This window comes from Polaromonas sp. P4_H1 (assembly GCF_056400945.1).
In genome coordinates this window covers 219272-239220 of the sequence record NZ_JBFUKG010000003.1, presented here as the reverse complement: position 1 = coordinate 239220, position 19949 = coordinate 219272, and the positions used below count along the sequence as shown (strand labels likewise).

Sequence of the window (19949 nt, the reverse complement as noted above, 5' to 3'; positions counted from 1 at the left end):
TGCTGACGTGTCGCTTGGCTTGCAAATTGGCGTGCAAACGGGGCAGGCAGACGTGCAAATGGACATGGACGTGCAGATGGACGTGCAAATGGACGTGGAGGGGCTCAATGCCTTTTATGGCCCTGCGCAGGCGCTGTTCGGCATTTCGCTGCAGGTCCGGCAGGGGGAATTTGTCGTGCTGCAGGGCCTGAATGGGGCCGGCAAGTCGACGCTGCTGAAAGCCTTGATGGGGCTGGAGGTGCGCACCGAGGGCCGCATCAGTTACCAGACGGAAGCGGGCCGCGCCGACATTGGGCGCTGGGAGACATACCGGCGGGCGCGCGCAGGCCTGGGCTATGTGGCCGAGGACCGGCGGCTTTTCACCGGCCTCACGGTCCGCGAGAATCTGGCGGTGGCCGCAGGCCGGGACGCGGCGGCGCATGAGGCCAGGGCGCTCGATTTGTTTCCGGTGCTCAAGACCATGCTGAAGCGGCCCGCAGCCCACATGAGCGGTGGCGAGCAGCAGATGCTGGCCATTGCCCGCACGCTCATGACCGGGCCGCGAATCCTGCTGCTCGATGAGCCTTGCGAAGGCATTGCGCCGGTGCTGGTGGAGTCCATCCGCGATGCCTTGCTGGCCCTCAAGTCAAACGGCATGCCCATGCTGGTGGTGGAGCAAAACCAGCTGCTGGCCGCCAGCGCCGACAGGGTGCTTCGGCTGGTTGCGGGTAAAGTCAGGGGTTCGTGAAAATACGCCTGTGCTCTTCCATGGGTTTTTCTTTTTTTTTCGGGATTTTTGGCTGCTTCCCCTCTTTTTCCTCCTCATTTTTTTCCATTTTCAAAAGGACATCGATATGACTACCACTACCACTTCATCAGGACTGCAATATGAAGACACCGTGCTGGGCACCGGTGCCATTGCCAAGGCGGGGCAGCATGTCAAGGTGCATTACACCGGCTGGCTCTACAACGGCGGCGTGCAGGGCGCCAAGTTCGACTCCAGCAAGGACCGCGGCCAGCCTTTCGAGTTCTCCCTCGGTGCGGGCCAGGTCATCCGCGGCTGGGACGAGGGCGTGCAGGGCATGTCCGTGGGGGGCACGCGCCGCCTGATCATTCCGGCAGACCTGGGCTATGGTGCGCGCGGCGCCGGCGGGGTGATTCCGCCCAACGCCACCCTGCTCTTTGAAGTGGACCTGCTCGGCACCTGACCATCTCCATTTCGATCCCGTCACGCGGCAAAGCCTTCACCATGATCATCACCAGCCTGCTCGACACCGACCTGTACAAGTTCACCATGATGCAGGTGGTGTTGCACCAGTTTCCCGGTGCCGAGGTGGAGTACCGGTTCAAGTGCCGCAATGCCGGCGCGTCCGGCATAGGCGACCTTGCACCGTATGTGAACGAGATTCGCGAAGAAGTCCGCGGGCTGTGCAGTTTGCGCTTTCAGGATGCCGAACTAGCCTACCTGAAAGCCATGCGTTTTATCAAGAGCGACTTTGTCGATTTTCTCGGCATCTTCCGGCTCAACGAGAAATACGTGAGTGTGATGGCCCTGCCGTCCGGCGAGATCGAGGTGTCCATCAAGGGCCCGTGGCTGCACACCATCCTGTTTGAAATTCCGGTGCTGGCCATCATCAACGAGGTCTACTTTCGCAATACGCAAAAGCAGCCCGACTTGACGGAAGGCCGCAAACGCCTGGACACCAAGATACTGGAGTTGCAGGCAGACGGCCTGCGCGAGCTCAAGATCGCCGATTACGGCACGCGCCGGCGTTTCGGCAAGGTCTGGCACGAGGAGGTGTTGCGCACGCTGGTGACCCGCCTGGGCACGGGCATGTCGGGCCAGCTTGCGGGGAGCAGCAATGTGCTGTTTGCCATGAAGCTGGGCCTGACGCCGCTGGGCACCATGGCGCACGAGTACCTGCAGGCGTGCCAGGCACTCGGGCCGCGGCTGCGGGACAGCCAGGTCTTCGGTTTTGAATCATGGGCCCGGGAGTACCGGGGCGACCTGGGGATTGCGCTGTCGGACGTGTACGGCATGAGTGCCTTCCTGCGCGATTTCGACATGTACTTCTGCAAGCTGTTTGACGGTGCCCGCCATGACAGCGGCGACCCGTTCGAGTGGGGCGAGCGCATGCTGGCGCACTACGTCAAAAACCGCGTCGATCCCAGAACCAAGACGCTGATCTTCAGCGACGCGCTCACCGTGCCGCGCACCATTGAGCTGTACCAGCAGTTCAGGGGGCGCTGCCAGCTGGCTTTCGGCATAGGCACCAACCTGACCAACGACCTCGGTTACGAGCCGCTGCAGATCGTCATCAAGATGATCCGCTGCAATGGCCAGCCGGTAGCCAAACTCTCGGACACGCCGTCAAAAAACATGTGCGAGGACGAAAAGTACCTGGCCTATCTGCGTCAGGTCTTCGAGATTGGCTGATGCCGGTATCCGGCGTTTCGCCAGGCGCAATGGCTACCTGGCGAGGGCCTGGCTTTGCCCGCTGGCCAGCGAGCGCGGGGGCATGCCTGCCACGAAAGCTCTGGTGAGAAGTTGAATAAATGAATAAAAGAATGAGGAGACAACAATGAGAGTTTTGCGCTGGTGTGCCGCCCTGGCCCTGCTGTGCTGTTTGCCCGGGCTGGCATTGGCCACCGAGATCGACGGTACCAGGCTGCCCTGGATATGGGCGATCCCCTTTGTGGGCATTTTGCTGTCGATTGCCGTGATGCCGCTCGTGCTTCCGGATTTTTGGCATCACCATTTCGGCAAGGTTTCCGCGGCCTGGACGCTGGCATTTTTTCTGCCGTTTGCCGCCGTATTTGGTCCGGCTCTGGCGGGCAGCAGTTTTGTGCATGCGCTGCTGGCCGAATACATTCCCTTCATCGTCTTGCTGACCGCGCTGTATACCGTCTCCGGCGGCATTTTCATTCGTGGCAACCTGCATGGAAGCCCGGGCCTCAACACCGCGATTCTGGCAATCGGCACCCTGCTTGCCAGCCTGATGGGCACCACCGGCGCGTCCATGTTGATGATCCGCCCGCTGATTCGGGCCAATGACAACCGGGTTCACAAGGCGCATGTGGTGGTGTTCTTCATTTTCCTGGTGTCCAATGCCGGTGGCTCGCTGACGCCGCTGGGAGACCCGCCCCTGTTTCTCGGTTTTCTGAAGGGCGTCGATTTCTTCTGGACCGTCAGCCACATCTTTCCGGAAACGTTCTTTTTGGCGGGCAGCCTGCTGGGTATTTTTTACCTGCTGGATCGCTGGTATTACAGCAAGGAGGGGGTGCTGCCGGTCGATCCCACGCCCGACACCCGTGCCATCGGCTTTGACGGGACGCCGAACTTCGGCTTGCTGGCCGCCATCGTGGCGCTGGTGCTTCTCAGCGGCTTCTGGAAGTCTGCCGTGGTGTTCAATGTGCTGGGCACCGAGGTGGGCCTGCCGGGCCTGCTGCGCGACGCCGGCCTCGTGGTGGTGACCTTGATATCCCTGCGCATCACGCCGGCCAGCGTTCATGAGGACAACCAGTTTTCATGGGGGCCGATGCAGGAGGTTGCCAAGCTGTTTGCCGGCATCTTTTTGACCATCATCCCGGTCATCGCCATGCTCAAGGCGGGCATCCATGGCCCGTTCAGCGCAATCATCTCGGCCGTGACGCGGCCCGATGGTCAGCCTGATCCGGCCATGTACTTCTGGGCTACTGGGGCGCTGAGTTCTTTCCTGGACAATGCGCCGACCTATCTGGTGTTCTTCAACACGGCGGGCGGCGACCCCCAAGCGCTGATGACAGCGATGGCTCCTACGCTGGCGGCCATTTCGGCCGGCGCGGTGTTCATGGGTGCCAACTCCTACATTGGCAATGCGCCCAACCTGATGGTCAAGGCCGTCGCAGAAGACCGCGGCGTGCGGATGCCCGGCTTTTTTGGCTATATGGCCTGGTCGGGCGCGGTGCTGATTCCGCTGTTCATCATCATGACCTTCATCTGGTTCTAGTCAACCATTTCAGATTGACCATTCAAGCCAACCATTCAACCGTTCAAGCAAAGAAAGTCGAGATATTCTCATGAGCAAACCCAAAATTCTGGTCGCACGAGCCGTCTTTCCCGAGGTGATCGCCCGCCTGGAGCAGCATTTCGAGGTGCAGGCCAACCAGGACGATCAAACCTGGTCCAAGGCTGAACTCACTGAACGTCTGCGTGACAAGGACGGCGCCTTCACCACCGGCGGTGACCGCATTGACGCAGAGGTCCTTGCCGCTTGCCCCCGGCTCAAAATCTGCGCCAACATGGCGGTGGGCTATAACAACTTTGATGTCGATGCCATGACAGCGGCCAAGGTGCTGGCCACCAACGCGCCCGATGTCCTGACGGAAACCACGGCGGACTTCGGCTTTGCATTGCTGATGGCCACCGCCCGTCGCATCACCGAGAGCGAACACTACCTGCGGGCCGGCAAGTGGACCAAGTGGAGCTACGACATGTTTGCCGGCTCCGACATTCACGGCGCCACACTGGGCATTCTGGGCATGGGCCGCATCGGGCAGGGCATCGCCAAACGTGGCGCGCTCGGGTTTGGCATGAAGGTGATTTACCACAACCGTTCGCGCCTGGAGGCCGCACTGGAAGCTGAATGCAAGGCCAGCTATGTGAGCAAGGAGGAGCTGCTCAAGACCGCCGACCACCTGGTGCTGGTGCTGCCATACTCGCCGGCCTCCCATCACACCATAGGCGCGGCCGAGCTGGCCCTGATGAAACCGACGGCCACGCTGATCAACATTGCGCGCGGCGGCATTGTGGATGACGCCGCCCTGGCCGCCGCCCTGCGCGACAGGCGCATCGCCGCTGCCGGTCTGGATGTGTTCGAAGGCGAACCCAAGGTGCATCCTGATCTGCTGACCGTGCCCAATGTGGTGCTGACGCCCCACATCGCCAGCGCCACCGTGCCCACACGACTGGCGATGGCCAACCTGGCGGCAGACAACCTGATCGCTTTCTTCGATGGAAAAAAGCCCCTGACTCCGCTGAATCCTGCGGTGTTGACTGTCCAATAAATAGCAACATAAATAGCGAACTGCAGACCCGATGGACTACTGGTTGATGATCATTCTGCTGCTGGCCAACCTGCTGTTGCTGGTCTGGCTGCTGGTGCGCAAGCCCGCCGACAGTGGCCGTACCGAATTGCTGGCCGGCATGGCGGCGGGCCACGACCGCGTGGAGCGTGAACTGCGGCGCGAAATCACCGACAGTGCGCGCAACGGCCGCCAGGAACTTGCGAGCACCTTTGCCACTTTTCAGCAGACGCTGGTGCAGCAGAGCGCCGAAGCCATACGCACGCAAAACACGCAGATCGATGCGTTTGCGCAGCAACTTGCGCTGCTGCAAAAAACCTTGTCGGATACCCTGACGACGCAGCTGCAATCCGTCAGCGAGTCCAATGCCCGGCGCATGGTCGAGGTGCGCGAAACGCTGGAAAAACAGCTCGCGCAACTGCAGCAGACCAACTCGGCCAAGCTCGACGAGATGCGCAAGACGGTGGATGAAAAGCTGCAGACCACGCTGGAGACGCGACTGGGCGAGAGCTTCAAGCAGGTGGCAGATCGGCTTGAGCAGGTGCACAAAGGATTGGGCGAGATGCAGACGCTGGCGCAGGGCGTGGGCGACCTCAAGCATTTGCTGACCAATGTCAAGACGCGCGGTATTTTTGGCGAGGCCCAGCTGTCGGCCCTGCTGGAGCAGGTATTCACGGTCGACCAGTACGCGGCCCAGGTGATTACCCGGCGTGGCGGCAAGAACCCGGTCGACTTTGCCATCAAGCTGCCGGGCCGGTCCGACGCCGGCGATCCCCTGTGGTTGCCGATTGATGCGAAATTTCCCAACGAGGACTACGAGCGCCTGCTCGATGCGCAGCAGCGCGCCGATGTGCTGGGCGCGGAAGTGGCCGGCAAGGCGCTGGAAGTCCGGATCCGGCTTGAAGCCAGGTCGATATCTGAAAAATACATTGAGCCGCCATACACCACCGACTTCGCCATCCTGTTCCTGCCCACGGAGGGCCTCTACGCGGAAGTGCTGCGCCGCCCCGGCCTGATGGAGAGCCTGCAGCGCGACCACCGCATCACCCTGGCCGGCCCCACGACGCTGCTGGCCATGCTGACCTCCCTGCAGATGGGCTTCAGGACGCTGGCCCTTGAAAAGCGCTCCAGCGAAGTGTGGCAGGTGCTCGGTGCGGTGAAGACCGAATTCAGCAAGTTCGGTGATGTGCTGGCCAAGGTGAAATCGCAAACCGAAACCGTCCTCAACACCTTGAGCAGCGCCGAGCAGCGCAGCCGTGTGATGGGCAAGGCCCTGCGCAATGTCGAGGCCTTGCCGGACGCCGAGTCGGCCCGGCTGATTCCGATGGACAAGGATTTGGATGAGAGTTGAGTTGCGTTGCCTTGCGTTGCATGACCCGTCCCCTATGACCGGTCCTGCATGACCCGTGAATTGGCCCGCCTGATCCTGGCGCAGATCTGCCTGCATGCCTGCATGGCCGGCACACGCATGGCGGCACCGCTGCTGGCGCTGCGTGAAGGCTATAGTCCTGCGGCGGTTGGTGTGTTGCTCGCGCTTTTTGCCGTGACCCAGGTGTTTCTGGCCCTGCCTGCAGGCCGCTTTGCCGATCGGCACGGCCTCAAGCGCCCCATGGGCTTCAGTGTGATGGCCGCCGTGGCAGGTGCCAGCGCCGCCGTGGCCTTTCCGGTGTTCCCGGTGCTGTGCTTGGCCGCATTGCTGACAGGCGGTGCTACGGGGGCCGCGGTTATTTCACTGCAACGCCATGTCGGGCGCGCGGCATCCGGGCCTTTGCAACTGAGGCAGGTTTTCAGCTGGCTGTCGATTGGCCCCGCCGTTTCCAATTTTGTCGGGCCTTTCACGGCCGGGCTGCTGATCGACCATGCGGGAGCCGCGCCCGGCAGCCTGGAAGGCTATCGGGCGGCTTTTTTCCTGATGGCGGTGTTGCCCATCACCAGCTGGTTTCTGGTCCGGCGGACGCGTGAACTGCCGCCGGTGATCGCGGCGACCGGTGGCACGCAACCCAAAGCCTGGGACCTGCTGCGCGAATCCACGTTTCGCCGACTCATGCTGGTGAACTGGTTTTTGTCGTCCTGCTGGGATGTGCACACCTTTGTCGTGCCGGTGCTAGGTTTTGAACGAGGCATCAGCGCCTCGGTCATCGGCTCCATCCTGGGGGCCTTTGCCGTCGCCGCGGCTGTCATCCGCATGCTGATGCCCCTGTTGGCCGCCCACCTGCGGGAGTGGCGCGTGCTGGCGGGCGCCATGCTGGCGACGGCAGTCCTGTTTGCGATTTACCCCTTGATGCAGTCGGCGCTTGGCATGGGTATCTGCTCGGTGCTGCTGGGCTTTGCCCTCGGCACGGTACAGCCCATGATCATGAGCATGCTGCACCAGATCACACCGGAAGCGCGCCACGGCGAGGCGCTGGGGCTGCGGCTGATGGCGATCAATGCCTCCAGTGTGCTGATGCCCATGCTGTTTGGTTTCGCCGGCGCCCTGGTAGGCATTGCGGGTGTCTTCTGGGCCACCGGTGCGCTGGTGGGAGCCGGGTCGCGCACGGCCTGGCTGCTGCAGCACAGCCTGCCATCCCATGACGGGCACTCCGGGCAGAGTCCGCCTCGGCGGTGACCCGCGTGACGCACCGTCTTACACGAAGTGAAAGAGCGGGGCGGTGTTTCTGCGCCGCGCATCGCCGCGGGGAACAAGCGCCGCCGGGCGAACGCGAAAGCACCGGCCGTCGTTATAGCTGGTAAAAGCCCTTGATCGCGTCCCAGGCGGCCTGCGGCTCGTCGACATACTGGAACAGCTTGAGGTCTTCCGGTGAAATCGCGCCTTCTTCGATCAGTACGTCAAAGTTGAAGAGCCGCTTCCAGTACTCGGAACCGAAGAGCACGATGGGTACCGGCTTGGCCTTGCCGGTTTGCACCAGCGTGATGACCTCGAACAGTTCATCGAGCGTTCCGAACCCCCCTGGAAAAGCCACCAGCGCCTTGGCGCGCATCATGAAATGCATTTTGCGCAGGGCGAAGTAGTGGAACTTGAAGTTCGCTGAAGGTGAGATGTAGGGGTTGGACGATTGCTCGTGGGGCAACACAATATTGAGTCCCACCGTCAGCGCTCCCATTTCCTGGGCACCGCGGTTGGCCGCCTCCATGATGCCGGGGCCGCCACCGGTACAGATGAAGAGTTGCTCGGATGGCGGGCGATGGTTGCTGTAGGTCGCAACCAGGCGCGCGAACAGGCGTGCCTGGTCATAGTAGTGCGCATTGCGCGCATGGCGGCGGGCCAGCGTGAGCGCCGCCTCGTCGCCGCTTTCCTCGGCCAGTTTCACGCTCACACTGGCCTGTTCGGGTGCGGGGAATCGCGCACTGCCGAACACCACGATGGTGTTTTCAATGCCTTGCTCGTGCTGCTCCAGGTCGGGTTTGAGCAACTCCAGCTGAAAACGGATACCGCGGGTTTCGCGCCGGAGTAAAAATTCCGGGTCGGCAAATGCCAGCCGGTTGGCATCTGCGTGTAGGGCATAACCCTGGTTGGAATGCGCCTGCAGCTCCGCCCAGGCATCAGCCAGCCGGCTGCCGGATAAGTCTTGTGTTTGGTCCATAAGCCATTGTCAACGATTGGGGCGGCGGCGTGCAGGGTCAGCCTGAAGTAAAAAAGGCTCCGTGAGGAGCCTTTTTGAGCCGAGGGCAAGCCCTCTTTTTACACGCGCTTGCGGTACTCGCCGGTGCGGGTGTCGATTTCCACGACATCGCCTTGCGCCACAAAAATCGGCACACCGATTTCAAAGCCGGTAGCGATCTTGGCGGGTTTCAGGACCTTGCCCGAGGTATCGCCTTTGACGGCGGGCTCGGTCCAGGTGATTTCGCGCTGGACGCTGGTAGGCACCTCGACGGAAATGGCCTTGCCGTCATAGAACACCACTTCGAGTTCCATGCCGTCTTGCAGGTAGTTCAGCGAGTCGCCCATGTTTTCGGCTTCGACTTCGTACTGGTTGTACTCGGAGTCCATGCAGATGTACATGGGGTCGGCGAAGTAGGAGTAGGTGCAATCCTTCTTGTCGAGGATGACCTGGTCCATCTTGTCATCGGCCTTGAACACGACTTCGGTGTTGAAGTTGGCGATCAGGCTTTTGAGCTTCATGCGCACGGTGGCGGAGTTGCGCCCACCGCGGCTGTATTCGGTCTTGAGCACCACCATCGGGTCTTTGCCGTGCATGATGACATTGCCAGCGCGTATTTCTTGAGCGATTTTCATAGCAGTTCTACTTGAGGGTAGGCCGCCGAACGCTTGCACCTGTGTGCGGTTCTGCGGCGGGTTGTGCGGCTCGCCCAACAGGCTGATCCGCAAAGCCTTTGATTTTAACGGTTTTTTGCCACAAATTCGAGCAGGCGGCAACCCAGATCATCCTGCGCCAGCAGGCGGGACCGGGCTGCCAGTGTGGTTATTTGCCACGCCGGCAAGTCCGGCGCCGGGCAGGCACCGCCGGCCAGTTCGATTTCGTCCGCATTCCAGTGCGCATGAAAGGCCCGCAATGAAGGAGGGGCATCCAGCATGTCGAGAAAGGCGTGCAGCTTGGCCTGGTGTGCGTCATCGTGCTGTGGGTAGATTTGCCAAATGAAAGGTTTGCCGGCCCAGAGGGCGCGCACCACGGAGTCTTCACCGCGTACAAAATTTAGGTCGCAGGCCCACAGCAGGTGGTCGAACTGCGCTTGTGGCAGCAGCTTCAGGTGTGAAATGGATAGCAATTTGTGACCGTTTGCCACGGGTTGGGGCCAATTTTCATGACTCAAAGCGGCTTTCACGGCATTCCCCGCCCGTCCGGCCGCTACCAGCAGGCGCACCGGCTGGCCCTCAAGGCCGTGCGCCGCAAAATGCGCCAGCAGGCCTGGGAGCGCGGACGGCTCGTAACAAAACAGCGAAACCAGCTTTTCGCCGCGCCATGGGATGGACTGGGCTGCCAGCCAGGCAGCGCGGTCAAACCCGGCCTGGCGTTCAGCCAGGCCGGGCTCGCGCAGCAGGCCTCCGGTCGAAGGAGTGAAGCCGGGGTAAAAAAACCATTTGATCCAGCCGGCGGCCGGTCCGCCCTGCACGGGTGAAGGCATGGCGTGGCAGCGTTCCACATAGGGCTCGGCGGACAGGTATTCGAGGTTGATCCAGACAGGTTTTTTGCCGCCAGCCCCTGCACGCCGGGCGCAAGCAGTTATGAATTCAGGCGCAATTTCGCAGCCGAAGGCTTCGATCATCACGTCGGATGGCTGGTGGTCAAGCGCGGCCGTGGCCAGGTCCAGCGGCTCGCGCCAGGGCAGCACGCGAACGCCCTCGCAACCGTCGGGGGCCATCCAGCCCAATGCCGACGCATCATCGACCCATAGCCGCACCTGGTCGCCGCGCAAGGCCAGGTCGCAGGCCAGGCGCCAGCACACGCCGATGTCCCCGAAGTTGTCGATGACCTTGCAAAAAATATCCCAAAACCGCACGTCAGCCATGCAGGTATTGTGATGCCAGGCGGAGGGCCCCCACTGCCCAACTGCGCAACTGCCCAATGGCGCCACGGGCTGGCTGCGTCCGGTCTGCCGGTGAATATTGCCCGAACGGCTTGAAGCGCAGGCGTGGACGCTGTAAACACCGGGTCTGTGGCTATGCTTGCGTGCTGTAGTGCAATGCGATGGGGATGCGAAGTCCAGTGTGGCAAGAGGAGGAAAGCCCATGACACCCAGGCAATTGATCGTTTGCTGCGACGGCACCAACAACAACCTCACGGGTGGCAGCCACGACACCAACGTGACCAAGCTGTGCGACCTGCTGGCACCTGAAGCCGGCGGCCAGCTCCTCTATTACGACCCCGGCGTGGGCAACCCGGGCGAGTTGCCGGGCGCGACGGTGTCGGACAGCATCAGTCGTCGCTACGAACGTCTGTACGGGCTGGCGTTTGGCAAGGGCATCTACGAAAACATCGCCGAGGCCTACCTGTTTCTCATGCGCCACTACCGGGCCGGTGACCAGATTTTTTTGTACGGATTTTCACGCGGCGCCTTCACCGCGCGCTGCATTGGCGGCCTGGTCACGCAATTCGGTCTGCTTCGGCCCGAAATGGACGGCCTGGTACCCACGCTCCTGCATGTCTATTTTTCCGACCGGGAAAAAGGCAAAGACGAGTACCGGCGGATCAGGGACCAGATCAGTGAGCTGTTTTGCGCCGGTGACAGCCGGTTTGCCCCGATCTGGTTTGTCGGCGTGTGGGATACCGTGGCATCCGTCGGTGCGCCCTTCCTCAGCCGGACCATCACCGCGTCGCCCACCATCGTGGGCAAGCGCTTCCATCATGTGCGCCAGGCGCTGGCGCTGGACGAGTACCGGCGCTCCTTCGAGCCCCGTCCCTATTACATCGACCCGGCTTTCGACTATGCGGCGCACGGGCAAAGCATCCGGCAGCTGTGGTTTTCAGGCGCGCACTGTGACGTGGGCGGCGGCTACGTCACCTCGGCCGCGCGGCTGTCCAATGAGTCGCTGCAATGGATGCTGGAAGAGTCTGTGGCGTGCGGGCTGCGCTTGCCGGCCAGCCTGTTGACCGCATTGGGCCAGGTGGATGCCCAGGCTGTGCTGGACGCCCAGAGAACGACGACCGGTTTGCCGCCTTTCATGGCCGTGCCGCAGGTGCACAGCGAGACCCGCGAGACACCCCTCTGGGCGTTGACCGGCCTGCAACAGCGCAATCCGCATGGGGTGGAAGACCCGAGCGGAATCACCTTGCCGGCCTACCCGGTAGAGCACCCCTGCGTCGCGCAATTGAAGCTGTCCTTTCCCGCCGACACGGTGTGGGTCAAATCGCGCCCGCTGTTCGGGTTGGCCGTCGCGGCGTTGTTGCTGCTGGCTTTCTGGTCAGCGGCCGGCGGGCTGTTGAGCGGGGGCATCTCCCCGGGCACGATGTCCCTGTGGCAATGCCTGAAGGTTCTTGTCACCGCGCTGCCGGAGGCCGCAGCCGCCAACCTGGCGCTCGCGCGCTGGCAGGTCGGCTGGTGGCTGTCGTGGACCTACCCCACGGCAAGCCTGCCTGCCTTTGGGTCCGTGGCGGGGGCACTGTTGGCCGATCTGGGCGTGATCGCCGCCTACGCCTACCTTGTTTCGCGCGGGATGACCTGGGCGTTTGCCCGCGTGGCCGGGCTGCGCCGGGCTTTTCAGCGGCCGTCGGCGGCGCTCAATCTCCTGGGCCTGAGCGGCTTGCTCATGGTTGCGGCCGATCTGGCAGAAAACCTGTTCACCGTGATGATTGTTTGTTGGTTTCCGGCTTCATTTCTTCCCCAGGCAGAAGTGTTGGCGGGGCTGGCAATGACGGCCGCCACGCTGGCCAAGTGGGCCGGACTGGCAGGCTGCGCCGCGTTGCTGGCCTGGGGCGCTGCCAGCCAGTGGCGTGCCGGACGTCCCGCCGAGAGCTGAAAAGCCACGGGGCAGCGGCAAGCCGGCGGCATAACGGGCCGCGCATCTGGCAGTGCTTGTCTCGTCCGCAGTGCGGGATTGCCGCGCACGGCAAAATACAGGTATGCCCCAAAACACGACCGCCGACCATACCCCCGAGCTGCTCGCCGAAGTGGCGGCATTGCCTGCGATGCCCGGCGTGTACCGTTACTTCGACGCTGACGGCGGCGTGCTCTATGTTGGCAAGGCGCGCAACCTGAAGAAGCGGGTGTCCAGCTATTTCCAGAAAAACCATGGCGCCACGCGCATCGGCCACATGGTGACCAAGATCGTTCGCATGGAAACCACGGTGGTGCGATCGGAGGCCGAGGCGCTTTTGCTGGAAAACAACCTGATCAAGACGCTCAACCCGAAATACAACATCCTGTTTCGGGACGACAAAAGTTACCCCTACCTCAAGCTGACCGCGACGCAGAAGAAGGAGGAGGGCAGTGCCCCGGCGGCAACGGCTTTTCCGCGCATTGCCTACTACCGCGGCGCGGTGGAGAAGAAGCACCATTACTTCGGCCCTTACCCCAGCGCGTGGGCGGTGAAGGACACGATGTTGCTGCTGCAAAAAGTGTTCAGGCTGCGCACCTGCGAAGACACGGTATTCAACAACCGGACGCGCCCCTGCCTGCTGTACCAGATCAAGCGCTGCTCGGCGCCGTGTGTGGGCCATGTGTCGCCCGAACAGTACGCGCTGGACACGGCCAATGCCGAGCGGTTTTTGCAGGGCCAGACGCAGGAAATCCTGACCGAGCTGGAAAAGAAAATGCTGGCACATGCCGACCGGCTGGAGTTTGAGCAGGCTGCCGAGCTGCGCAACCAGATGTCGGCGCTGTCCAAGGTGCTGCACCAGCAATCCATGGAGATCGGCGGCGACAAGGATGTGGACATCCTGGCGGTGAAAGTGCAGGGCGGCAAAGCCTGTGTCAACCTGGCCATGGTGCGTGGCGGCCGTCATCTGGGCGACCGGCCCTACTTTCCGACGCATGTGGAGAACGCCACCGATGTGGCCGCGCTGGATGCGCAGGTCGATGAAGCAGGCGCCGGCAGCGAGGGGCCTGAAAGCGATGTGGCCAGCGAAGCCGTTGCCAGCGCGCCGACGCGGCCCGTCAAGACGCTTGAAGCGCTGGTGCTGGAGGCTTTCATTGCACAGCACTACATTGACGTGCCCGTGCCGCCCACCCTGGTGTGCAGCGAGCCGGTGGACAAAGACCTGATCGCCGCGCTCATCGCGCAAACCGGCAGCAAGATCACGGCCATTCACCAGCCGCGCGAACAGCGCCGCATCTGGCTCGACATGGCCCAGAAAAATGCCGCCCTCCAGCTCGCGCGCCTGCTGGCCGAGCAGGGCTCGCAACAGGCGCGCACACGCGCCCTGGCCGAAGCGCTGGACCTGTCGCTGGACAACCTGGATGCCCTGCGCATCGAGTGCTTTGACATCTCGCATACCGCGGGAGAGTCGACGCAGGCTTCGTGCGTGGTGTTTCAGGGGCACAAGATGCAGAACAGCGAGTACCGCCGCTACAACATCGAAGGCATCACCCCCGGTGACGACTACGCGGCCATGCGGCAGGTGCTGACGCGCCGCTACACCAAGCTGGCCGAAGCCGCGCGCAATGGCAACGCCAAGCTGCCCGACCTGGTGCTGGTCGATGGCGGCAAGGGGCAGGTGTCTATGGCGCGCGAGGTGTTTGCGGAGTTGGGCCTGGACCTGGGGCTGATCGCCGGCGTTGAAAAAGGCGAGGGTCGCAAGGTCGGGCTGGAGGAGCTGGTCTTTGCCGACGGGCGCGAGAAGGTCTACCTGGGCCGTGATTCCGCCGCGCTGATGCTGATTGCGCAGATCAGGGACGAGGCCCACCGCTTTGCCATCACCGGCATGCGCGCGAGGCGGGCCAAGGTCCGCGTGGGCGGCAGCAAGCTTGAAGACATTGCGGGCATTGGTCCCAAGCGGCGCGCCAGCCTGCTGCAGCGCTTTGGGGGTATTCGCGGCATTGCGTCGGCCAGCGCCGAAGACATTGCCACGGTGGACGGCATTTCGAAAGACCTGGCTGAGGAAATCTACCGCGCCCTGCATTGATGGCGTCGCCTGGGGCTGTGCAGACCTGTGCAGATGTTTTTGCGCAACGAAGTGCACCGATTTGGTGAGCCTGGAGCACTACTTTGGCAGGGGTTCGCGGCTCGTGCCAAAATCAGGGCCATGTTTCTGACCATCCCGACGCTGATGACCTGGACCCGCATTGTTGCGATTCCACTGATCGTGGGGGTTTTCTACCTGAACATCGCCCCCGCTGAGCGCAACCTGATCGCCACCGTGATGTTCATTGTGTTCGCCGCCACTGACTGGCTGGACGGCTTTTTGGCGCGCCGGCTGAACCAGACTTCTTCCTTTGGGGCATTCCTTGACCCGGTGGCCGACAAGTTTCTGGTGTGTGCGTCGCTGCTGGTGCTGGTGCATCTGCAGCGTGCGGATGTGTTTGTGGCGCTCATCATCATTGGGCGGGAGATTGCCATTTCGGCGCTGCGCGAATGGATGGCGCTGATAGGTGCCACCAAGAGTGTTGCCGTGCACATGCTGGGCAAGGTCAAGACCACCGTGCAGATGATTGCCATTCCCTTCCTGCTGTTTGACGGCATGCTGCTGGGGATGATCAACACCCACGTCTGGGGCACCTGGCTGATCTGGATCTCGGCCATCCTGACGGTTTGGTCCATGATTTACTACCTGCAAAAAGCCATACCGGAAATCCGGGCGCGGGCCAAATAACCCGCCGTGAGGTCTTCTCCCGCTGACGGTGTCCTGATCCGGGCCATGCCCACCGTGTTCGTGCTGATCTGGAGCACCGGCTTCATCGTCGCCAAATACGGCTTGCCGTATGCACCGCCGCTGACCTTCCTGGCGATCCGTTATTTCCTCTCCATTGCCTGCTTCCTGATCTGGATCTGGCTGGCGCGCGCGTCGTGGCCGCGGGAAGGCCTGCAATGGCTGCACCTGGCCGTCACCGGCATGCTGATGCAGGCAGGCTACCTGGGCGGTGTCTGGGTCGCGGTGAAGGCTGGCATGGGTTCGGGCCTGACGGCGCTGATCGTCGGCTTGCAGCCGGTGCTGACAGCGCTGTGGGTGTCGTGGGTGGCCTCTGGCGACGCCGCGCAGCCGGCCTCCAAAGTCACGTCCCGGCAATGGATGGGGCTGGCGCTGGGCCTGGGTGGCTTGCTGCTGGTGGTGTCACACAAATTGGGGGGCGGCCATGAAGTGACGAGACTGACGCTGGCCGCCACGCTGTTTGCGCTGTTTTGCATCACCACCGGCACGCTGTATCAGAAGCGCTTTGTCAAAACTACCGACGTGCGCTCTGCCGGTGCGGTCCAGATGGGCGCGGCCCTGCTCGTGACCTTGCCGCTGGTCTTTTTTGAAACCGGGGCGATTGTCTGGAACCACCAGTTTGTGGGGGCGATGGCCTGGTCGGTGCTGGTGCTCACGCTGGGCGGCAGTTCACTGCTGTATTTGCTGATCCAGCGCGGCGCGGCCACGTCGGTGACCAGCCTGCTTTACCTGGTGCCGCCCACGACGGCCCTGATGGCCTGGCTGCTGTTTGATGAGGCCATCACCATGACCACCGTGGTGGGTACGGCGCTCACCGCGCTGGGCGTGAGCTTCGTGGTGAGGTCCGCGAAGCCTCCGGCGGCGTCGTAGCGAAGGAACGCCTGCGGGTATCCGTCACCGTACTGTTTTTCCACGGTGCACCCTGAAACTGGGCGAGCAAAAAGTCAACCAGCAGGCGGATACGCCGCGGTGAATCGGGCCGGAAGGGGGCCAGCCAGTGAATATCGGCATCGGGCATGGCGTAGCCCGGCAGCACGCGCACCAGCTCGCCGGACGCCAGTTGGGGTGCAATATCCCAGAGGCTGCGCAGCATGATGCCGCGGCCCTCGACACACCAGTCACGTACCAGTTCACCCGAGTTGCTCGACAGCGGCCCGCGTACCCGCACCCGCGCCGGTGTTTTTTCGCGCTCCTTGTGCAGCGGCCAGACATCAAAGCGCTGGCCGGTGGCATTGCCGTTTTCGCGCACGATCAGGCAGGTGTGGCGCTGCAAGTCTTCCAGGCTGGCCGGTGCGCCGTGTTGCCGGATGTAGCGGGGCGATGCCACCAGCACGCGCTGATTGCGCGCCAGCCGGCGTGAGACCCATTGCGCCGCCTGCCGGCCTTCAACTTCCCACAGCCAGATGGCGCCGTCAAATCCGCCCTCCGCCAGGTCGGGCAATTGCTCGGTCAGTTGCAACTGGATCTCGATGCGCGGATAGCGCTCCTGAAAGTCGGCCAGCGCCGGGCCCAGCCATAAACGCCCGAAGCCAAACGTCGCTGCCAGCCGGATCAAACCCGTGGGCTCCGACTGGCGCTCCTGGAGCTCGGCTTCCAGCGCGGTAAAGCCCTGCAGCAGTGCGAGGGCACGTTCGCACATGGTCTCGCCCTCGGCCGTTGCGCTGACGCGCCGGGTGGTGCGTTGGAACAGTCGTTGGCCCAGGCGGGCCTCCAGCGCGGCAAGCCGCTTGGTCACCACGGGCGGCGCCACATCGAGGCTGAGGGCGGCCGCCGTCAGACTGCCGTGCTCTCGGACGGCCAGTACCAGCTCCAGATCGCTGCGATCCATTCATTCCTTTAAAGAAATAATCAATTGCCTGATTATTGCTTGAATCGGAGGCCCTGGTTCTGCAAAATCGATCGAGAATCACACAAACCCAAGATATCTGCATGCAATTCATTGCCAGTCAGCGCGCCGGCGCTGGAAAAAACCGATCGCCCAAAAGGGAATCAAGGCTGACTGATGTTTGAGAGCTTTTCCTCCTCCGAGATCAATGGACCCGCCGGTGCTCTGCGTACCTTGCGGGGAGGCCATGGTGCGCCGCTGCTGTTGCTGCATGGTCACCCTCAAACGCATGTGATGTGGCACGCGGTGGCCGATGAGCTGGCCAAGGTGTTTACCGTGGTCCTGATGGATTTGCGCGGCTACGGCGATTCAGCCCGGGTCGGCGCCGACCCGGAACATCACGCTTATTCCAAGCGGGCGATGGCGCTGGATGCCGTGGCGGTGATGCGCCACCATGGGTTTGACCGCTTTCAGGTACTGGCCCATGACCGCGGCGCGCGCGTGGCGCATCGCCTTGCGGTGGACCATCCCGCCATGGTGCAACGGCTGATGCTGCTGGACATTGCACCAACGCTGGGCATGTATGAGAACACGTCCGATGCTTTTGCACGCGCTTACTGGCACTGGTTCTTCCTGATCCAGCCGCCGCCGTTGCCTGAAGCCCTGATCGAGTCCGATCCGGTGCGTTATCTGAGAAGCGTGATGGGCAAGCGCCATGCCGGCCTCGGGGCGTTTGCACCGGCTGCGCTGGCCGAGTACGAACGCTGTGCGCAAATCCCCGGAACCGCCGTGAGCATTTGCGAAGACTATCGGGCCTCGGCCACGATTGACCTGGACCATGACCGCGCTGACCGAACGGCAGGACACCGGCTGGCGCAGCCGCTGCGCGTGCTGTGGGGCGCGCATGGCGCCGTGGGCCAGTGCTTCGATGTGCTCGGCCTCTGGCGGGAACGTGCCCGCGACGTCTCGGGGATGAGCCTGCCGTGCGGGCACTATATTGCGGAAGAGGCGCCAGTATTGTTGCTGGAACAAGCCCTGAATTTTTTCGAAACTTAAACCAGAGGACCACATCATGAGCATCACCACGACAAACCAGGCCAGCAAGAAGAGAATCGCAGTCATCGCCGGTGACGGCATCGGCAAGGAAACAATGCCCGAGGGCGTTCGCGTGCTGGATGCGGCGGCGCGCAAATTCGGCATCGACCTGCACTTTGACCACTTCGATTTTTCCAGCTGGGACTATTACGAAAAGCACGGCCAGATGATGCCGGACAACTGGAAAGACCAGATTGGCGGGCACGACGCGATTTACTTTGGCGCGGTGGGTTGGCCCGAGAAAATTGCCGACCATGTATCGCTGTGGGGGTCGCTGCTTTTGTTCAGACGCGAGTTTGACCAGTACATCAACCTGCGGCCGGCGCGACTGATGCCCGGCATCATCGCGCCAGTGGTCCGGCGTGATGGCAGCCCACGGCAACCCGGTGAGATTGATTTTTACATCGTTCGTGAAAATACCGAGGGCGAATACTCCAGCATCGGCGGCAGGGCGTTTCCCGGCACCGATCGGGAGTTTGTATTGCAGGAGTCTGTCTTCACGCGGGTCGGCGTTGACCGCGTGCTGAAGTTTGCGTTTGAGCTGGCCCAGTCCCGGCCCAAAAAGCACCTGACCAGCGCGACCAAGTCCAATGGCATTTCAATCTCCATGCCTTACTGGGATGAACGGGTGGCAGAAATGGCCAAGAGCTATCCGGCGATTCAACTCGACAAGTTTCACATTGACATCCTGACCGCGCATTTTGTGCAGCGCCCGGATTTTTTCGATGTGGTGGTGGCCAGCAATCTGTTCGGCGACATCCTGAGCGACCTGGGGCCGGCCTGCACCGGCACGATCGGCATTGCACCGAGCGCCAACCTGAATCCGGAGCGCAAGTTCCCCTCGCTGTTCGAGCCGGTGCATGGCTCGGCGCCGGATATCGCGGGGCGAAACCTTGCCAATCCCATTGGCCAGATATGGTGCGGTGCCATGATGATGGAGTTCCTGGGACACAAGGAGGCGCATGACGCCATTCTTGCCGCGATTGAGAAAGTGCTGCGCCCCGACAGCGGTGCGCCGCGCACACCCGACCTGGGTGGCAAGGCCGGCACGGCGGATGTCGGCAAGGCTGTGGTGGCTGCGCTGGCAGAGGTGTAACGGCGTTTTGTCAAGCACGAAAATTACGCGTTGTACTTATGATTAACTGATTAAAGCGGGAAAAAACCGACTAGAATCCGCCTCCGCACGTTGTAAAAACCCGATGCTGTATTGACACGTTAGAAGTCCATGGCTCTAATGGCAATCAGCAGAAAACCTGCACATGCCGCTCCCGCTGACACCCCCATCGTGGTGTCCCGGGAGATATTTTTTAGAGACAAACAGATTAACTTTTTATCAACGAGGGGCTCCTTGTGAACAAGACTGAACTGATCGAGCACATTGCCAAACATGCTGACATTTCCAAAGCTGCCGCTACGCGCGCGCTGGAGTCAACCATTGGTGCTGTGAAAACCACCCTGAAAAAAGGAGGCTCCGTGTCTCTGGTGGGTTTTGGTACTTTTGCCGTGGGTAAACGCGCTGCCCGCACTGGCCGCAACCCGCGCACCGGCGATGCGATTAAAATCAAGGCTGCCAAGGTTCCAAAGTTTCGTCCGGGCAAGGCGCTCAAAGACGCTTTGAACTGATGCAGAGGTTTAAGGTGGGGTGCTTAGCTCAGTTGGTAGAGCAGCGCCCTTACACGGCGTAGGTCGGCGGTTCGAGCCCGTCAGCACCCACCACCCAA

General features: G+C 62.1%; 18 protein-coding genes and 1 tRNA gene. 15 read left to right on the top strand and 4 right to left on the bottom strand.

Annotation, left to right across the window (positions count from 1 at the left end; translation table 11 throughout):
- Window positions 1-58: 58 nt before the first annotated feature.
- From AC1DS5_RS06585 to AC1DS5_RS06555, 7 genes are all read left to right on the top strand, one after another.
- Window positions 59-727 (top strand): ABC transporter ATP-binding protein, encoded by a 669-nt coding sequence (locus AC1DS5_RS06585; protein ID WP_477717527.1) that lies wholly within the window; start codon window positions 59-61, stop codon window positions 725-727.
- A 106-nt stretch (window positions 728-833) separates the two neighbouring features.
- A complete protein-coding gene (locus AC1DS5_RS06580; protein WP_477717445.1) occupies window positions 834-1187 on the top strand; it encodes an FKBP-type peptidyl-prolyl cis-trans isomerase in 354 nt (117 codons plus the stop codon).
- A gap of 41 nt (window positions 1188-1228) precedes the next feature.
- On the top strand, window positions 1229-2416 hold the full coding sequence (gene pncB / locus AC1DS5_RS06575) for a nicotinate phosphoribosyltransferase (protein WP_477717444.1): 1188 nt from the start codon (window positions 1229-1231) through the stop codon (window positions 2414-2416).
- Between the two features lie 145 nt (window positions 2417-2561).
- Window positions 2562-3968 carry a sodium:proton antiporter gene (locus AC1DS5_RS06570; protein WP_477717443.1) on the top strand — a complete coding sequence of 469 codons (1407 nt, stop codon included), beginning with the start codon at window positions 2562-2564 and terminating at the stop codon, window positions 3966-3968.
- Window positions 3969-4038: 70 nt separating this feature from the next.
- The gene (locus AC1DS5_RS06565; RefSeq protein WP_477717442.1) at window positions 4039-5025 is read left to right on the top strand and encodes a 2-hydroxyacid dehydrogenase; all 987 of its coding nucleotides are present in this window, start codon (window positions 4039-4041) and stop codon (window positions 5023-5025) included.
- A gap of 31 nt (window positions 5026-5056) precedes the next feature.
- Window positions 5057-6394, top strand: a complete 1338-nt coding sequence (rmuC, locus tag AC1DS5_RS06560) for a DNA recombination protein RmuC (protein WP_477717441.1) — start codon at window positions 5057-5059, stop codon at window positions 6392-6394.
- A gap of 48 nt (window positions 6395-6442) precedes the next feature.
- The gene (locus AC1DS5_RS06555) at window positions 6443-7651 is read left to right on the top strand and encodes an MFS transporter (protein ID WP_477717440.1); all 1209 of its coding nucleotides are present in this window, start codon (window positions 6443-6445) and stop codon (window positions 7649-7651) included.
- Between the two features lie 112 nt (window positions 7652-7763).
- Here the strand turns inward: AC1DS5_RS06555 and AC1DS5_RS06550 are convergent, their stop codons facing one another.
- From AC1DS5_RS06550 to earP, 3 genes are all read right to left on the bottom strand, one after another.
- The gene (locus tag AC1DS5_RS06550) at window positions 7764-8627 is read right to left on the bottom strand and encodes an LOG family protein (RefSeq protein WP_477717439.1); all 864 of its coding nucleotides are present in this window, start codon (window positions 8625-8627) and stop codon (window positions 7764-7766) included.
- Window positions 8628-8725: 98 nt separating this feature from the next.
- The gene (gene efp / locus AC1DS5_RS06545) at window positions 8726-9280 is read right to left on the bottom strand and encodes an elongation factor P (RefSeq protein WP_477717438.1); all 555 of its coding nucleotides are present in this window, start codon (window positions 9278-9280) and stop codon (window positions 8726-8728) included.
- 104 nt (window positions 9281-9384) lie between these two features.
- The gene (earP, locus tag AC1DS5_RS06540; RefSeq protein WP_477717437.1) at window positions 9385-10512 is read right to left on the bottom strand and encodes an elongation factor P maturation arginine rhamnosyltransferase EarP; all 1128 of its coding nucleotides are present in this window, start codon (window positions 10510-10512) and stop codon (window positions 9385-9387) included.
- Window positions 10513-10732: 220 nt separating this feature from the next.
- Here earP and AC1DS5_RS06535 point away from each other — a divergent pair, with 220 nt between their 5' ends.
- From AC1DS5_RS06535 to AC1DS5_RS06520, 4 genes are all read left to right on the top strand, one after another.
- Complete coding sequence (locus AC1DS5_RS06535; protein ID WP_477717436.1) at window positions 10733-12460, top strand: DUF2235 domain-containing protein; 1728 nt, start codon at window positions 10733-10735, stop codon at window positions 12458-12460.
- Between the two features lie 103 nt (window positions 12461-12563).
- Entirely contained in the window at window positions 12564-14564 is a 2001-nt protein-coding gene (gene uvrC, locus AC1DS5_RS06530; RefSeq protein ID WP_477717435.1) for an excinuclease ABC subunit UvrC, read from the top strand.
- Between the two features lie 120 nt (window positions 14565-14684).
- Window positions 14685-15251, top strand: a complete 567-nt coding sequence (gene pgsA, locus AC1DS5_RS06525; RefSeq protein WP_011483980.1) for a CDP-diacylglycerol--glycerol-3-phosphate 3-phosphatidyltransferase — start codon at window positions 14685-14687, stop codon at window positions 15249-15251.
- A gap of 45 nt (window positions 15252-15296) precedes the next feature.
- Complete coding sequence (locus tag AC1DS5_RS06520) at window positions 15297-16178, top strand: DMT family transporter (RefSeq protein WP_477717434.1); 882 nt, start codon at window positions 15297-15299, stop codon at window positions 16176-16178.
- On the opposite strand, the gene AC1DS5_RS06515 is transcribed toward AC1DS5_RS06520, so the two are convergent.
- Window positions 16120-17136, bottom strand: coding sequence for a LysR family transcriptional regulator (locus AC1DS5_RS06515; protein WP_477717433.1), 1017 nt, complete (start codon window positions 17134-17136; stop codon window positions 16120-16122). The two genes, AC1DS5_RS06520 and AC1DS5_RS06515, sit on opposite strands and share 59 nt — an antisense overlap.
- Window positions 17137-17310: 174 nt before the next feature.
- Here AC1DS5_RS06515 and AC1DS5_RS06510 point away from each other — a divergent pair, with 174 nt between their 5' ends.
- The 4 genes from AC1DS5_RS06510 (at window position 17311) to AC1DS5_RS06495 (ending at window position 19944) form a co-directional block, all read left to right on the top strand.
- Window positions 17311-18189, top strand: a complete 879-nt coding sequence (locus tag AC1DS5_RS06510) for an alpha/beta fold hydrolase (RefSeq protein ID WP_477717432.1) — start codon at window positions 17311-17313, stop codon at window positions 18187-18189.
- A gap of 16 nt (window positions 18190-18205) precedes the next feature.
- Entirely contained in the window at window positions 18206-19324 is a 1119-nt protein-coding gene (locus tag AC1DS5_RS06505) for a tartrate dehydrogenase (protein ID WP_477717431.1), read from the top strand.
- Between the two features lie 254 nt (window positions 19325-19578).
- Window positions 19579-19851: an HU family DNA-binding protein gene (locus AC1DS5_RS06500; protein WP_007874140.1), complete on the top strand. Its 273-nt coding sequence runs from the start codon at window positions 19579-19581 to the stop codon at window positions 19849-19851.
- Between the two features lie 17 nt (window positions 19852-19868).
- A tRNA-Val gene (locus AC1DS5_RS06495) sits at window positions 19869-19944 on the top strand.
- Window positions 19945-19949 lie beyond the last annotated feature (5 nt).

What these genes read in the sequence shown, in the direction of transcription:
- AC1DS5_RS06585 (WP_477717527.1), top strand. Translation starts at nt 59, where the DNA reads ATGGACATGGACGTGCAGATGGACGTGCAAATGGACGTGGAGGGGCTC.
- AC1DS5_RS06580 (WP_477717445.1), top strand. Translation starts at nt 834, where the DNA reads ATGACTACCACTACCACTTCATCAGGACTGCAATATGAAGACACCGTG.
- pncB (WP_477717444.1), top strand. Translation starts at nt 1,229, where the DNA reads ATGATCATCACCAGCCTGCTCGACACCGACCTGTACAAGTTCACCATG.
- AC1DS5_RS06570 (WP_477717443.1), top strand. Translation starts at nt 2,562, where the DNA reads ATGAGAGTTTTGCGCTGGTGTGCCGCCCTGGCCCTGCTGTGCTGTTTG.
- AC1DS5_RS06565 (WP_477717442.1), top strand. Translation starts at nt 4,039, where the DNA reads ATGAGCAAACCCAAAATTCTGGTCGCACGAGCCGTCTTTCCCGAGGTG.
- rmuC (WP_477717441.1), top strand. Translation starts at nt 5,057, where the DNA reads ATGGACTACTGGTTGATGATCATTCTGCTGCTGGCCAACCTGCTGTTG.
- AC1DS5_RS06555 (WP_477717440.1), top strand. Translation starts at nt 6,443, where the DNA reads ATGACCCGTGAATTGGCCCGCCTGATCCTGGCGCAGATCTGCCTGCAT.
- AC1DS5_RS06550 (WP_477717439.1), bottom strand. Translation starts at nt 8,627, where the DNA reads ATGGACCAAACACAAGACTTATCCGGCAGCCGGCTGGCTGATGCCTGG.
- efp (WP_477717438.1), bottom strand. Translation starts at nt 9,280, where the DNA reads ATGAAAATCGCTCAAGAAATACGCGCTGGCAATGTCATCATGCACGGC.
- earP (WP_477717437.1), bottom strand. Translation starts at nt 10,512, where the DNA reads ATGGCTGACGTGCGGTTTTGGGATATTTTTTGCAAGGTCATCGACAAC.
- AC1DS5_RS06535 (WP_477717436.1), top strand. Translation starts at nt 10,733, where the DNA reads ATGACACCCAGGCAATTGATCGTTTGCTGCGACGGCACCAACAACAAC.
- uvrC (WP_477717435.1), top strand. Translation starts at nt 12,564, where the DNA reads ATGCCCCAAAACACGACCGCCGACCATACCCCCGAGCTGCTCGCCGAA.
- pgsA (WP_011483980.1), top strand. Translation starts at nt 14,685, where the DNA reads ATGTTTCTGACCATCCCGACGCTGATGACCTGGACCCGCATTGTTGCG.
- AC1DS5_RS06520 (WP_477717434.1), top strand. Translation starts at nt 15,297, where the DNA reads ATGCCCACCGTGTTCGTGCTGATCTGGAGCACCGGCTTCATCGTCGCC.
- AC1DS5_RS06515 (WP_477717433.1), bottom strand. Translation starts at nt 17,136, where the DNA reads ATGGATCGCAGCGATCTGGAGCTGGTACTGGCCGTCCGAGAGCACGGC.
- AC1DS5_RS06510 (WP_477717432.1), top strand. Translation starts at nt 17,311, where the DNA reads ATGTTTGAGAGCTTTTCCTCCTCCGAGATCAATGGACCCGCCGGTGCT.
- AC1DS5_RS06505 (WP_477717431.1), top strand. Translation starts at nt 18,206, where the DNA reads ATGAGCATCACCACGACAAACCAGGCCAGCAAGAAGAGAATCGCAGTC.